This window comes from Variovorax xiamenensis (assembly GCF_050916385.1).
GTDB lineage: Bacteria > Pseudomonadota > Gammaproteobacteria > Burkholderiales > Burkholderiaceae_C > Variovorax.
This window is the reverse complement of record NZ_CP139038.1, coordinates 1,377,325-1,391,243: the sequence shown is the minus strand read 5'-3', so window position 1 is coordinate 1,391,243 and position 13,919 is coordinate 1,377,325. Positions and strand designations below refer to the sequence as shown.

The 13,919-nt window shown below is 66.3% G+C and carries 11 protein-coding genes; 1 reads left to right on the top strand and 10 read right to left on the bottom strand.

All coding sequences use genetic code 11. The annotated features are described in order from the left end of the window. Positions 1–11: 11 nt before the first annotated feature. From SFB74_RS06010 to SFB74_RS05970, 9 genes are all read right to left on the bottom strand, one after another. Positions 12–1,760, bottom strand: coding sequence for an IlvD/Edd family dehydratase (locus SFB74_RS06010; protein ID WP_432729856.1), 1,749 nt, complete (start codon positions 1,758–1,760; stop codon positions 12–14). A 34-nt stretch (positions 1,761–1,794) separates the two neighbouring features. Further along, positions 1,795–2,826 carry a galactofuranose ABC transporter, permease protein YjfF gene (gene yjfF, locus SFB74_RS06005; RefSeq protein ID WP_432729855.1) on the bottom strand — a complete coding sequence of 344 codons (1,032 nt, stop codon included), beginning with the start codon at positions 2,824–2,826 and terminating at the stop codon, positions 1,795–1,797. Continuing rightward, positions 2,823–3,872 (bottom strand): ABC transporter permease, encoded by a 1,050-nt coding sequence (locus tag SFB74_RS06000; RefSeq protein WP_432729854.1) that lies wholly within the window; start codon positions 3,870–3,872, stop codon positions 2,823–2,825. Before SFB74_RS06000 ends, yjfF begins: the two co-directional genes overlap by 4 nt. Next, positions 3,869–5,395: a sugar ABC transporter ATP-binding protein gene (locus SFB74_RS05995; RefSeq protein WP_432729853.1), complete on the bottom strand. Its 1,527-nt coding sequence runs from the start codon at positions 5,393–5,395 to the stop codon at positions 3,869–3,871. Before SFB74_RS05995 ends, SFB74_RS06000 begins: the two co-directional genes overlap by 4 nt. 13 nt (positions 5,396–5,408) lie before the next feature. Next, positions 5,409–6,626, bottom strand: coding sequence for a multiple monosaccharide ABC transporter permease (gene mmsB / locus SFB74_RS05990; protein ID WP_432729852.1), 1,218 nt, complete (start codon positions 6,624–6,626; stop codon positions 5,409–5,411). Further along, positions 6,613–8,139, bottom strand: a complete 1,527-nt coding sequence (gene mmsA, locus SFB74_RS05985; RefSeq protein ID WP_432731884.1) for a multiple monosaccharide ABC transporter ATP-binding protein — start codon at positions 8,137–8,139, stop codon at positions 6,613–6,615. Before mmsA ends, mmsB begins: the two co-directional genes overlap by 14 nt. A 38-nt stretch (positions 8,140–8,177) precedes the next feature. Then, a complete protein-coding gene (chvE, locus tag SFB74_RS05980; RefSeq protein ID WP_432729850.1) occupies positions 8,178–9,248 on the bottom strand; it encodes a multiple monosaccharide ABC transporter substrate-binding protein in 1,071 nt (356 codons plus the stop codon). Positions 9,249–9,386: 138 nt separating this feature from the next. Continuing rightward, positions 9,387–10,352 carry an ABC transporter substrate-binding protein gene (locus tag SFB74_RS05975; RefSeq protein ID WP_432729849.1) on the bottom strand — a complete coding sequence of 322 codons (966 nt, stop codon included), beginning with the start codon at positions 10,350–10,352 and terminating at the stop codon, positions 9,387–9,389. A gap of 85 nt (positions 10,353–10,437) precedes the next feature. Next, positions 10,438–11,892 carry an aldehyde dehydrogenase family protein gene (locus SFB74_RS05970; protein WP_432729848.1) on the bottom strand — a complete coding sequence of 485 codons (1,455 nt, stop codon included), beginning with the start codon at positions 11,890–11,892 and terminating at the stop codon, positions 10,438–10,440. Between the two features lie 148 nt (positions 11,893–12,040). On the opposite strand from SFB74_RS05970, the gene SFB74_RS05965 reads away from it, so the two are divergent. After that, entirely contained in the window at positions 12,041–13,006 is a 966-nt protein-coding gene (locus tag SFB74_RS05965; protein WP_432729847.1) for a LysR family transcriptional regulator, read from the top strand. A gap of 24 nt (positions 13,007–13,030) precedes the next feature. Here the strand turns inward: SFB74_RS05965 and SFB74_RS05960 are convergent, their stop codons facing one another. Beyond that, positions 13,031–13,804: an SDR family NAD(P)-dependent oxidoreductase gene (locus tag SFB74_RS05960; protein WP_432729846.1), complete on the bottom strand. Its 774-nt coding sequence runs from the start codon at positions 13,802–13,804 to the stop codon at positions 13,031–13,033. Between the last annotated feature and the right edge of the window lie 115 nt (positions 13,805–13,919).

The window sequence follows — 13,919 nt, the reverse complement described above, 5'->3', positions numbered from 1 at the left end:
CTTGATGTGATTCAGTGTGAGTGGCGGGGAACGGCCGCGCCACGGCAGCCGACCAGGAAGTCGAAGTCGCAGCCTTCGTCGGCCTGCAGCACGTGGTTGACGTAGAGCTTCTGGTAGCCGCCGCCGCGCGTGCTCATCGGCTGCTTGTCGGATGCGGTGAGCGAAGCCAGCCGAGAAGCAAGCTCCTCGTCGCTGATGTCCAGATGCAGGCGCCCCGCATCGCAGTCGAGCTCGATCCAGTCACCGTCGCGCACCGCCGCGAGCGGCCCGCCGTCCGCAGCTTCGGGCGCAACGTGCAGCACCACCGTGCCGTACGCCGTGCCGCTCATGCGCGCATCCGAGATGCGCACCATGTCCTTGATGCCCTGGCGCAGCAGCTTCGGCGGCAGCCCCATGTTGCCGACCTCGGCCATGCCGGGGTAGCCCTTGGGGCCGCAGTTCTTCATCACGAGGATGGAGCTGGCATCGACTTCAAGGTTTTCGTCGACGATGCGCTCCTTGTAGTGCTCCAGGTTCTCGAACACCACCGCCTTGCCGCGATGCTTCAGCAGCTCCGGCGACGCGGCCGAGGGCTTGAGCACCGCGCCGCGCGGCGACAGGTTGCCGCGCAGGATGCGGATGCCGCCGTCGGCAATGAGCGGCTTGTCCAGCGGGCGGATGACCTCGTCGTCGAGGCTGGGCGCATCGCGCACGTTGTCCCAGAGCGAATGGCCGTTCACCGTCAGCGCGCCGGGGTACGGCAGCAGCTTGGCCTCGCCGAGCCGGCGCAGCACCGCCGGCAGGCCGCCCGCGTAATAGAACTCCTCCATCAGGAAGCGCCCCGAGGGCATCAGGTCGACGATGGTCGGCGTGTGGCTGCCGATGCGCGTCCAGTCTTCCAGCTCCAGCTCGACGCCGATGCGCCCCGCGATCGCCTTCAGGTGGATCACGGCGTTGGTCGATCCGCCGATGGCCGCGTTCACGCGGATCGCGTTCTCGAAAGCCTCGCGCGTGAGGATCTTCGACAGCGTGAGCCCTTCCTTCGCCATCTCCACCGCGCGCATGCCCGACATCTGCGCGAGCACATAGCGCCGCGCATCGACCGCCGGAATCGCCGCGTTGTGCGGCAGCGAGGTGCCCAGCGCCTCGGCCATGCAGGCCATGGTCGAGGCCGTGCCCATGGTGTTGCAGGTGCCTGCCGAGCGCGACATACCGCCTTCGGCCGAAAGGAACTGGTGCAGGTTGATCTCGCCCGCCTTCAGCGATTCGTGCAGCTGCCACACGGCCGTGCCCGAGCCGATGTTCTTGCCTTCGAGCTTGCCGTTGAGCATCGGCCCGCCCGTGACCACGATGGCCGGTATGTCGCAGCTCGCCGCACCCATCAGCAGCGCGGGCGTGGTCTTGTCGCAGCCCGTGAGCAGCACCACCGCGTCGACCGGATTGCCGCGGATCGCTTCTTCCACGTCCATGCTCGCGAGGTTGCGCGTGAGCATCGCGGTGGGCCGCAGGTTCGATTCGCCGTTCGAGAACACCGGAAACTCCACCGGAAAGCCGCCCGCCTCCGAGATGCCGCGCTTCACGTGCTCGGCGATCTTGCGGAAGTGCGCGTTGCACGGCGTGAGCTCAGACCAGGTGTTGCAGATGCCGATGATCGGCCGGCCATCGAACTCGTGATCGGGAATGCCCTGGTTCTTCATCCAGCTTCGGTACATGAAGCCGTTCTTGTCGGCCGACCCGAACCATTCGGTCGAGCGCAGTTTCTTCGGAGGGGTGTCCGGCATGCGAATTGTCCTGAGGGAAAGAGATTGAAAGCACTCAGCGCCGTGGTGCGCGCGAGGTGAAGAAGCGCTGCAGCAGGCAGAACACGAAGAGCAGAGCGCCCACGACGATGCGCGTCCACCACGAGCTCAGCGTGCCGTCGAAGGAAATGAGCGTCTGGATGATCCCGAGCATCAGCACGCCGAAGAGCGTGCCCGCCACGTAGCCCACGCCGCCGGTGAGCAGCGTGCCGCCGATCACCACCGCTGCGATGGCGTCGAGCTCCAGCCCCATCGCGTGCAGGCCGTAGCCCGAGAGCATGTAGAAGGTGAAGATCACGCCCGCCAGCGCCGAGCAGAAGCCCGAGAGCGTGTACACGCCGATGAGCGTGCGGCGCACCGGCAGGCCCATCAGGATCGCCGACTGCTCGCTGCCGCCGATGGCGTACACCGCGCGGCCGAAGGAAGTGCAGTGCGCGATGAAGATCGCCGCCAGCAGCACCACGATGGCGATCACCGCGCTGATCGACACCGAGGCCTCGCCCCACACCGGGATGCGGATCTGCGAGACCTCCGAGTAGAACTCGTTGGTGATGCTGATCGAGTCGATGCTGATCAGGTAGCAAAGCCCACGCGCCAGGAACATGCCCGCCAGCGTGACGATGAAGGGCTGCAGCCTGAAGCGCTCGATGAGCACGCCCATGAACGCACCGAATGCCGTGCCCATCGCGAGCACCAGCGGAATCACGATGCCGGGGCTCCAGCCGTGCTTCTCGACCAGCGAGGCCGACACCATCGTGGTGAGCGCGATCACCGAGCCCACCGACAGGTCGATGCCGCCGGAAAGAATCACGAAGGTCATGCCCACCGCGACGACGATGAGGAAGGCGTTGTCGATCAGCAGGTTGAGGAACACCTGCGCCGAGAAGAAGCCGTCGTAGAAGACCGAACCCAGCGTGGCCACCAGCACGAAGAGCGAGATGGTCGCGACCAGCGGGAGGTACTTCGGGTTGAGTCTTCCGTTGCTCCTGCCGTTCGTACGCACGGACGCAGGCTTGGGCGAGGCGGCGGTCTCGATCACCGCGCTCATGGCCGCGCTCCTTCATGCACCGGCCGCTGAACCAGCGTTCGCACCTGCGACCTGAATTCCGGCGACTGCAGCAGCATCACCACGAACACCACGCCCGCCTTCACCACGAGGTTGATCTCGGGCGGCACGCCCAGCGAGTAGATCGCATAGGTCAGCGTCTGGATGATCAGCGCGCCGATCACGCTGCCCACGAGGCTGAAGCGTCCGCCTGTGAGCGCGGTGCCGCCCAGCGTCACCGCCAGGATCGCGTCGAGCTCGATGAGCTGGCCCGCGTTGTTGCCGTCCGCGCTCTTCACGTTGGAGCTGATCAGAAGCCCCGCCACGCCCGCGCAGGCGCCGCAGAACGCATATGCGCCGACGATCAGCCGCCGCGCCTGCACGCCCGCCACGCGCGCCGCCGTCGGATTGATGCCCACCGCCTGGATGAACAGCCCCAGCGCCGTGCGCGTGATCGCCAGGTAAAGCAGCGCGAACACCGCCGCCACGATGAACAGCGAGAACGGCAGCCCCAGCAGGTAGCCGCTGCCCAGGAAGAAGAAGGGCTTGTAGTAGATGGTGATGATCTGCCCGTCGGCGATCAGCTGCGCGATGCCGCGCCCCGCCACCATCAGGATCAGCGTCGCGATGATCGGCTGCATGCCCACCTTCGCCACCAGCAGCCCGTTCCACAGCCCGCACACCAGCGCGATGCCGACGGCCGCAAGGATCGCGAGCGGCATCGGAAAGCGGCTCGTGTCGCTGGACACCGAGCCGCCGATCATCCAGGCCGCCAGCGCCGCCGCGATGGCCACCACCGCGCCCACCGAGATGTCGATGCCGCGCGTGGCGATCACCAGCGTCATGCCCAGCGACACCAGCACCAGCGGCGCCGCGCGATTCAGGATGTCGACGAGGCTGCCGTAGAGATGGCCGTCGCGCCATTCGAGGTGCAGGAAGCTGGCGTTGAACACGGTGTTCACCGCCAGCAGCAGCACCAGCGTGACGATGGGCCAGGCGAGGCGGTGATGCATCGCCGCCGAGAAAAGGTTCTTCTTCGGGTTCGTCATGCCGCGGCGATCATTTCGCAGACCTCGTCCTCGGTCGAGCCGCCCGGCAGCTCGCCCACCTTCTTCCTGTCGCGCAGCACCACGATGCGGTGCGCCACGCGCACCACCTCGCTCATCTCCGAGGAGATGAAGATCACCGCCATGCCGGCCTTCGCGAGTCGCAGGATCTCTTCCATGATCTCCTGCTTGGCCGCCACGTCGATGCCGCGCGTGGGCTCGTCGAGGATCAGCAGGCGCGGCTCGGTCGCGAGCCAGCGCGCGATCATGGCCTTCTGCTGGTTGCCGCCCGACAGCAGGCCGATGGGTGTCTCGACGCTCGCGGTCTTGATGCCCAGCGACGCGACGAACTTCTCCGCCATCGCCGTCTGCTCGGCATGCGAGAGAAAGCGCCTGGTGCCCAGCCGCGCCTGCAGCGCCAGCGCGATGTTCTCGCGCACCGACAGCTCGGCGACGATGCCGTCCGTCTTGCGCTCCTCGGGGCACAGCGCCAGGCCTTCGCGGATCGCATCGGCCGGGTTCGAGAAAGAGACACTGCGGCCGTCGACCTTGAGCACGCCGCGATCCGGCGTCTCCAGCCCGAACAGCAGCCGCGCGAGTTCCGTGCGGCCCGCGCCGAGCAGCCCCGCGATGCCGACGACCTCGCCCGCGCGCACGCGCAGGTCGGTCGCCTGCAGCTGGCCCGCCTGCCCCAGCCCTTCGATCTGCAGCAGCGCGGGCGCGGCCTCGTCGAACTCGGGCAATGCTGCCGGCCGCGCGGACTGCGCCGCCAGCTCGCGGCCCAGCATCGCGGCGATCAGCGCCTGCGGCCCAAGATCTGCCGCGCGCCACTCGCCGATCCACGCACCGTTGCGCAGCACGGTGATGCGGTCCGACACCGCATACATCTGGTTGAGGAAGTGCGTCACAAAGACGATGGCCAGCCCCTCGCCGCGCAACCTGCGCAGCACCTCGAACAGCTTCTCCACCTCGTCGTCGTCGAGGCTGGAAGTCGGCTCGTCGAGGATCAGCACCTTCGACGAAACGCCCAGCGCACGCGCGATGGCCACCATCTGCTGCACCGCCACCGAGTAGCCCGACAGCAGCCGCGTCACATCGATGTCGAGGCCGATGCGCGCCAGCAGCTCCTCGGCGCGGCGGTTCACCGCCGCCCAGTCGATGCGAAAGCCCTGCGCCGCGCCCTTGCGCGGATAGCGCCCGGCGAACACGTTCTCCGCCACCGAAAGGTTCGGGCACAGGTTCACTTCCTGGTAGACCGTGCTGATGCCCAGCTTTTGCGCCTCCAGCGGCGAGTGCGGGCGGATCGGCCGGCCTTCGAGCAGCATCTCGCCGCCGCTGGACGGCAGCACGCCTGTCAGCACCTTGATCAGCGTCGACTTGCCGGCGCCGTTCTGCCCCATGAGCGCGTGGATCTCGCCCGGATGCAGGTCGAGCCGCACGTCGCGCAGCACCGGAATGCCGCCGAACTGCTTGTGGATGCCCCTGAGCTGGAGTACGGGGGCGGCGGTGCTTCCGTCTTCTGCCATGTGCGGCTGCCCGTTACTTGTTCTTGTTGTAGACGTCGATGAACACCGCCGCCAGCAGCACAAGCCCCTTGATGACCTGCTGGTAGTCGATGCCAATGCCGAGGATCGACATGCCGTTGTTCATCACGCCCATGATGAAGGCGCCGATCACCGCGCCCATCACCTTGCCCACGCCGCCCGAGGCCGATGCGCCGCCGATGAAGCAGGCCGCGATCACGTCGAGCTCGAAGCCCAGGCCGGCCTTGGGCGTTGCCGTGTTGAGCCGCGCCGCGAACACCAGGCCCGCCAGCGCCGCCAGCGCGCCCATGTTCACGAAGGTGAGGAAGGCCAGCCGCTGCGTCTTCACGCCCGAGAGACGCGCCGCCTTTTCGTTGCCGCCCAGCGCGTAGATGCGCCGGCCGACGGTGGTGCGGTTGGTGACGAAGTCGTACACCACGATCAGCACCGCCATCACGATCAGCACGTTGGGCAGGCCCTTGTAGGTCGACAGCAGGTAGCTGAAGAACAGGATGATGGCCGCGAAGAACAGGTTCTTCACCAGGAAGAAGGCGTACGGCTCCTGCTCCATGCCGTGCGCCGCCAGCCTGGCACGCCCGCGCATCTTGAAGAACACCAGCGCTGCTGCAGCCAGCACGCCGACGATCAGCGAGGTAGTGCGCAGCGTGTCGCCGCCCAGCGGATCGGGAATGAAGCCCGAGCTCAGCCGCTGGAACTCCACCGGGAACGGCCCCACCGACTGCCCCGCCAGCAGCGCCAACGTGAGGCCCTTGAAGACCAGCATGCCCGCGAGTGTGACGATGAACGAAGGGATCTTGCGGAACGCCACGAACCAGCCCTGCGCCGCACCGATGACCGCGCCCGCGAGGATGCTCACGATGGCCGTCGGCACGAAGTGCCAGTCGTACTCCACCATCAGCACCGCAGCCAGCGCGCCGATGAAGCCGCACACCGAGCCCACCGACAGGTCGATGTGCCCCGCCACGATCACCAGCAGCATGCCGAGCGCCATGATGACCACGTAGCTGTTCTGCAGCAGCAGGTTGGTCAGGTTCAGCGGCCGCAGCAGCGTGCCGTCGGTCAGCACCTGGAACAGCACCATGATCGCGACCAGCGAGATCAGCATGCCGTATTCGCGCAGGTTGTTCTTCAAGAAGCCGGCATGCAGCTTCGCCGATGCGCCCTCCGCCGCGGGAACGGCGGCTTTCACCGCGTTGACTTCAGGCTGCGACATGAACGGAACTCCCCGAACTCACGATGGCGTGCATGATGCGCTCCTGCGAAGCTTGCGCAGCCGGAAACTCGGCGACGAAGCGCCCCTCGTTCATCACGTAGATGCGGTCGCACATGCCGAGCAGCTCCGGCAGTTCGGAAGAAATCATGAGAATGCCCTTGCCCTCGCTCGCAAGCCTGTCGATGATGGTGTAGATCTCGTACTTGGCACCCACGTCGATGCCGCGCGTGGGCTCGTCGAGGATCAGCAGTTCGGGCTTGGTGAAGAGCCACTTGCTCAGCACCACCTTCTGCTGGTTTCCGCCGGAAAGGTTGACCACCAGCTGCTCGATGCCCGAGCAGCGGATGTTGAGCGCCTTGCGGTACTCGTTGGCCACCTTGAACTCGCGCCCGTTGTCGATCACCGACCTGTCGGCAATCGCATCCAGGTTCGCGAGGCTGATGTTCTTGCGGATGTCTTCCTCGAGCACCAGCCCGAGGCCCTTGCGGTCTTCGGTGACGTAGGCAATGCCGTGGTCGATGGCCTTGCGCACCGTGCTCACGTCCACCTGCTTGCCATGCATGAACACCGAGCCGCTGATGCGCTGGCCGTAGGAGCGGCCGAAGACGCTCATGGCCAGCTCGGTGCGGCCCGCGCCCATGAGGCCGGCGATGCCGACGATCTCGCCCTGGCGAACGTTCAGGCTCACGCCCTTGATCTGCTCCCGGTCGGCGTGCAGCGCATGGTGCACGCGCCAGTCGCGCACCTCGAACACGGTCTCGCCGATCTTCGGGTCGCGCTGCGGATAGCGGTGCGCCATGTCGCGCCCGACCATGCCGCGGATGATGCGGTCTTCGCTGATGGGCTGGCCGCGGCAATCCATGGTCTCCACCGTCGCGCCATCGCGCAGCACGGTGATGGAGTCGGCCACCTTCGCGATCTCGTTGAGCTTGTGCGAAATGAGGATCGACGCGATGCCCTGGCGCTTGAGTTCCAGCAGCAGCATCAGCAGCGCGTCGCTGTCGTTCTCGTTGAGGCTGGCGGTGGGCTCGTCGAGGATCAGCAGCTTCACCTCCTTGGCCAGCGCCTTCGCTATTTCCACCAGCTGCTGCTTGCCCACGCCCAGGTCGGTCACCAGCGTGGTGGGCGGCTCCTTCAGGCCCACCTTGGCGAGCAGCTCGCGCGTCCTTGCATAGGCGGCGAACCAGTCGATCACGCCGCCGCTGGCGATCTCGTTGCCCAGGAAGATGTTCTCCGCAATGGACAGCAGCGGCACCAGCGCCAGCTCTTGGTGGATGATGATGATGCCGAGCTTCTCGCTGTCGGCGATGCCCCTGAAGCGGCGCTCCTCGCCCTCGAAGAAGATCTCGCCGGTGTACGAGTCGCACGGGTAGACGCCGCTCAGCACTTTCATGAGCGTCGACTTGCCCGCGCCGTTCTCGCCGACCACCGCGTGGATCTCCCCCGCGCGCACGCTGAGGTTGACGTTGCTCAGCGCCTTCACGCCGGGAAACGTCTTGGTGATGCCGCGCATCTCGAGGATGGCGGCATCGGCAGTGCGACCGTCGACGCTCACTTGATCTGGCTTTCCTTGTAGTAGCCGCTGTCGACCAGCACCGTCTTCCAGTTCGACGCGTCCACGCTCACCGGCTTGAGCAGGTACGAAGGCACGACCTTGATGCCGTTGTTGTAGGTCTTGGTGTCGTTCACTTCGGGCGTCTTGCCCGAGAGCATCGCGTCCACCATGGACACCGTCACCTTGGCCAGCTCACGCGTGTCCTTGAACACGGTGGAGCTCTGCTCCTTGCGCAGGATCGACTTCACCGACGGAATCTCCGCGTCCTGCCCCGACACCACCGGCATCGGCTGCGAGCCCGAGCCGTAGCCCACGCCCTTGAGCGACGAGAGGATGCCGATGGAGAGGCCGTCGTACGGCGACAGCACCGCGTCGACGCGGTCCTTGGTGTAGAAGGCCGACAGCAGGTTGTCCATGCGCGCCTGCGCCACCGCACCGTCCCAGCGCAGCGTGCCGACCTTGTCCATGCCCATCTGCTTGCTGCGCACCACCAGCTTGCCGCTCTTGATGTAGGGGTCGAGCACCGACATCGCGCCGTTGTAGAAGAAGAAGGCGTTGTTGTCGTCGGGCGAGCCGCCGAAGAGTTCGATGTTGAACGGACCCTTGCCGCTCTTCAACCCCAGCGCAGATTCGATGGACTGCGCCTGCAGCACGCCGACCTGGAAGTTGTCGAAGGTGGCGTAGTAGTCGACGTTCTTCGAGCCCTTGATGAGGCGGTCGTACGCGATGACCTTCACGCCCTTGTCGGCAGCCTTCTGCAGCACGTCGGACAGCGTGGTGCCGTCGATGGCCGCGATGACCAGCACCTTGGAGCCCTTGGTCACCATGTTCTCGATCTGCGCGAGCTGGTTCGGGATGTCGTCGTCCGCGTACTGCAGGTCGGTCTTGTAGCCCTTGTCCTTGAAGTACTTGACCATGTTGGCGCCGTCGGCGATCCAGCGCGCCGACGACTTGGTGGGCATGGAGATGGCGATCAGGCCCTTGTCCTGCGCGTTGGCCAGCGGCGAGAAGCCGACGATGGCCAGTGCGATGCCCGCGAGCGAGGCCTTGAGGAAATTGCGTTTCATGGTGCTAGGAACTCCGTCTTTCAATAAGGGCAGGTCTTTCAGGGAACACCGCGGAACCGGCTTTGCCGGGCCGCTGGTGTTGCCCCCGGCGAGGGGGTTGGCGAAGCGACACGAAGTGCGCGAAGCCTGGGGGAGTACTCAATATTTGCGATTGGGGAATTCCTTGGCGGCGACTTCCATCGGGAAGATGCTCTCCACGGTCACGATGCGCTTGGGCAGCGTCTTGCCGTCCTTGATGTCCTTCACGGCCTGCATCAGCTGGGGCCCGAGCAGCGGGCTGCACTCGACCGATACGTTGAGCTTGCCGGCGATCATTGCCTCGAAGGCGCCCTTCACCCCGTCGATGGAGATGATCACGATGTCCTTCGCCGGCTTCAGGCCCGCTTCCTCGATGGCCTGGATCGCGCCGATGGCCATGTCGTCGTTGTGCGCGTAGAGCACATTGATCTTCTTGCCGTCGGCCTTCAGGAAGGCTTCCATCACTTCCTTGCCCTTGGCGCGCGTGAAGTCGCCGGTCTGCGAGCGGATGATCTTGAACTTCGGGTCGGCCTTGATGATTTCCTCGAAGCCTTTCTTGCGGTCGATGGCCGGGGCCGAGCCCACGGTGCCCTGCAGCTCGACGATGTTCACCTCGCCCTTCTGGTCCTTCATCTTCTCGACCAGCCAGCGGCCGGCCTTGCGGCCTTCCTCGGTGAAGTCGGAGCCCATGAAGGTCACATAGAGCGAGTCGTCCTTGGTGTTGACGGAGCGGTCCGTCAGCACAACCGGGATCTTGGCGGCCTTGGCCTCGCGCAGCACGGTCTCCCAGCCCGACTCGACCACGGGCGAGAAAGCGATCACGTCCACCTTCTGCGCGATGTACGAGCGGATGGCCTTGATCTGGTTCTCCTGCTTCTGCTGCGCGTCGGAGAACTTCAGCTCGATGCCAGCCTCCTTGGCGGAAGACTTGATCGACTCGGTGTTCGCGGTGCGCCATTCGCTCTCCGCGCCCACCTGCGCGAAGCCGAGCACGAGCTTCTTCTGCGCGAGCACGGAAGCAGGCAGGAGCCCGCCGAGCGCGGCGGCGGCCAGGGCGGTGTTGAGGGTGCGGCGATTCATGGTCATGGGATGTCTCCTTCTTGATGATTCGAGGAATGCCGGTTGGCTGGTTGGCTGTTGGCGTGAGTGATGAAACGAAAGCCCGTCCGGTTCAGGCCAGCATGTAGCCGGTCTTCACCGTCGTGTAGAACTCCGCGGCGTGGCGCCCTTGTTCGCGCGGCCCGTAGCCCGACCCCTTGCGGCCGCCGAAGGGCACGTGGAAGTCCACCCCCGCGGTCGGCAGATTGACCATCGTCATGCCGACCACGGCATGGCGCCTGAAATGCATCGCGTGCTTCAGCGAATTGGTGCAGATGCCCGCGCACAGGCCGAAGGGCGTGTCGTTGCACAGCGCCAGCGCCTCGTCGTAGTCGTCGGCGCGCAGCACGCAGGCCAGCGGCCCGAAGATTTCCTCGCGCGCGATGCGGTGCGAGGGCTTGGCGAGGAACAGCGCGGGGCTGATGTAGTGGCCGGTGGTGGCGCGCTCCAGCGCCTCGCCGCCCCACACGTGCTCGGCGCCCTCATCGCGCGCCACGTCGACCCAGGCGAGATCCTGCGCGAGGCGCTCTTCATCGACCACCGGGCCGATGTCGACGCCGCGCTCCAGCGCGTGGCCGATCTTCAGTGTCTTCAGGCGCTGGCGCAGCTTCGCCACGAAGGCGTCGTGCACCGTCGATTCGACGATGAGCCGGCTCGACGCGGTGCAGCGCTGGCCGGCGGAGAAATACGCGCCCTGCACCGCGCAGTCGACGGCGCGGTCGAGGTCGGCATCGGCCAGCACCACCAGTGCGTTCTTGCCGCCCGTCTCGAGCTGCACCTTGGCGCGCCGCGCGGCCGCCGCCTGCAGGATGCGCTCGCCGTTGCCCATGGAGCCGGTGAAGCTCAGTGCATCGACCAGCGGGCTGTCGACCAGCGCCTGCCCCACCTCGCGGCCGCTGCCCATCACGAGGTTGAAGGCGCCGGCCGGCAACGCGGCGCGGCTGATGATCTCGGCCAGCGCCCACCCGCAGGCCGACACCAGCTCGGCCGGCTTGAACACCACGCTGTTGCCGTGGGCCAGCGCGGGCGCGATCTTCCATGCGGGCACGACGAAGGGCGAGTTCCACGGCGTGATGAGCCCCACCACGCCGACCGGCTCGCGCGTGACGTCGACCTGCACGCCCGCGCGCACCGAGGCCACGTTCTCGCCACCGCCGCCGCGCAATGCTTCACCGGCGAAGAACTTGAAGATCTGGCCCGCGCGGGCCACTTCGGCCACCGCCTCGGCCAGCGTCTTGCCTTCCTCGCGCGCCAGCAGCATGCCGAGGTCGTCCTTGCGCGAGAGCAGTTCGGTGCCGATGCGGTCGAGCACGTCGGCGCGGCGCTGCGGCGTGCTGTGGCTCCAGTGCGGAAATGCCTCGGTGGCGGCGCGGATGGCGGCCTCGGCCTGACGGCGATCGGCACGTGCGTACTCGGCCACCACTTCGCTGGTGTCCGAGGGATTGGCGCTCACACCGGTGGTCGCGCTGGTTTCCCAGCGGCCGTTGATGTACTGCCGCACGTTCTGATGGAGCTCGCCATGGATCACCGGGGCGTGGACCTTGTCTCTGTTGTTCTTGGAGTGCCCGCAGTCTAGGAACAGATTTGATATCAATCCAATCGTTTTTTAAGCAAAATGCATATCGATCGCCGGATTCTGGAAAACCCGATCAGTCCTTTGTTTAAAGCCCGGAGACATGACCAACTACAACCACTGGTTCATCCGCGCCCGCCTCAAGACCCGCCAGCTGCTGCTGCTCGTGGCGCTGTCCGAGGAAGGCAACATCCACCGCGCGGCGCAGGTGCTCAACATGACGCAGCCGGCCGCCTCCAAGCTGCTGAAGGACCTGGAAGACGTGCTGGAGGTGCCGCTGTTCGAGCGCCTGCCACGCGGCATGCGCCCGACCTGGTACGGCGAGACCATGATCCGCCACGCCCGCGTCGCGCTCGCGAGCCTGAACCAGGCGCACGACGAACTCACCGCGCTGAAGGCCGGGCGCTTCGGCCAGGTGAGCGTGGGCGCCATCACCGCGCCCGGCCTCACGCTGATGCCGCCCGCGGTGGCGATGGTGAAGCGCGAGCACCCCGACCTGCGCGTGTCGCTGGAAATCGAGACCAGCCCCGTGCTGATCGAGCGGCTGGAGCAGGGCAAGCTCGACATCCTCGTGGCGCGGCTGTTCGCCGAGCACGACAAGTCGCAGCTGCGCTACGAGGCGCTGAGCGAGGAGCCCGTGTGCGCGCTGGTGCGCCCCGGCCATCCGCTGCTGGGCGTGAGCGGCCTCACGCTGCGCGACGTGGTGGGCGCCGGCTGGATCGTGCCGCCCGCGGGCAGCGTGCTGCGCCACCGCTTCGAGCTGATGTTCCAGGAGGAAGGCCTCGCGCCGCCGACCAACACCATCGAGAGCTCGGCCCTGCTCTTCATCACGCGCATGCTGCAGCAGAGCGACATGGTGGCGGTGCTGGCGACCGACGTGGCGCGCTACTACGCGTCGCACGGCATCGTGTCGCTGCTGCCTCTGGACATGCCCTGCCACATGGACGCCTTCGGCATCATCACGCGCACCGACCGGCTGCCGTCGCCGGCGGCGAAGGTGATGATGAAAGCGCTGAAGACGGCCAGCGTCAGCGTCTACGGGCGCAAGCTGGAGATGGAGATCGACTGAGGGACGACGTGCCCCGTCGCGGCTTCAGGTCCAGCCGGCATCCACCGTGAACTCCTGCGCGGTGCACATCTTCGCGTCGTCCGACGCCAGGAACAGCACCATGCGCGCAATGTCCTCCGGCATCAGCTTGTCTGGCAGGCACTGGTTGCGCTTGAGGGCCTGCTCGCCCTCCTCGTCTAGCCACAGCTTCACCTGCCGCTCGGTCATCACCCAGCCGGGTGACACGGTGTTGATGCGGATGCGGTCGCGGCCCAGGTCCACCGCGAGCCCGCGCGTGAGGCCGTTCACCGAAGACTTCGCGATCGCGTAGCAGGGGTAGCCCGAGCCCTTGGTCTGCCAGCCCGTGGAGCCCAGGTTGACCACCGAGCCGAAGCCCAGGCGCTTCATGCCCGGCACCACCGACTGGATCGCGAAGAGCGCGGGCCGTTCGTTGATGGCCATGCGGTTGTCGTAGTAGTCGGGCGTGACCGACTCGAGCGTGTGGCGGTCGTCGCTCGCCACGTTGTTGACCAGCACCGCGAAGTCGCCGAGTTCCGCTGCCGCGTCGGCAATCGCCTTCTGCAGCGCGGCGATGTCGCGCACGTCGCAAGCTCTCCACCACGGCGCGGCGTGGCCGGCCTTTTCTATCTGCTGGGCCAGCGCGGCGCTGGCGCCCTCGGCGATGTCGATGAAGGCCACGCGCGCGCCCTGCTCGGCGAACGCGGCGACGATGGCTGCGCCGATGCCGCTGCCGCCACCGGTGACGAACACCGTGCGGCCCGCAAGGCTGGGATGGACGGAAAACTGGGGGGATTTCAAGAAAAGTCTCCGGGATGCGCATCAAGTGACATTGCAATATGCATATCCATTGATGCAGTTATTTTCAATTTCAGTTATCAATATGCCTTGATACGATCCGCCGCGTCAAGAAGAC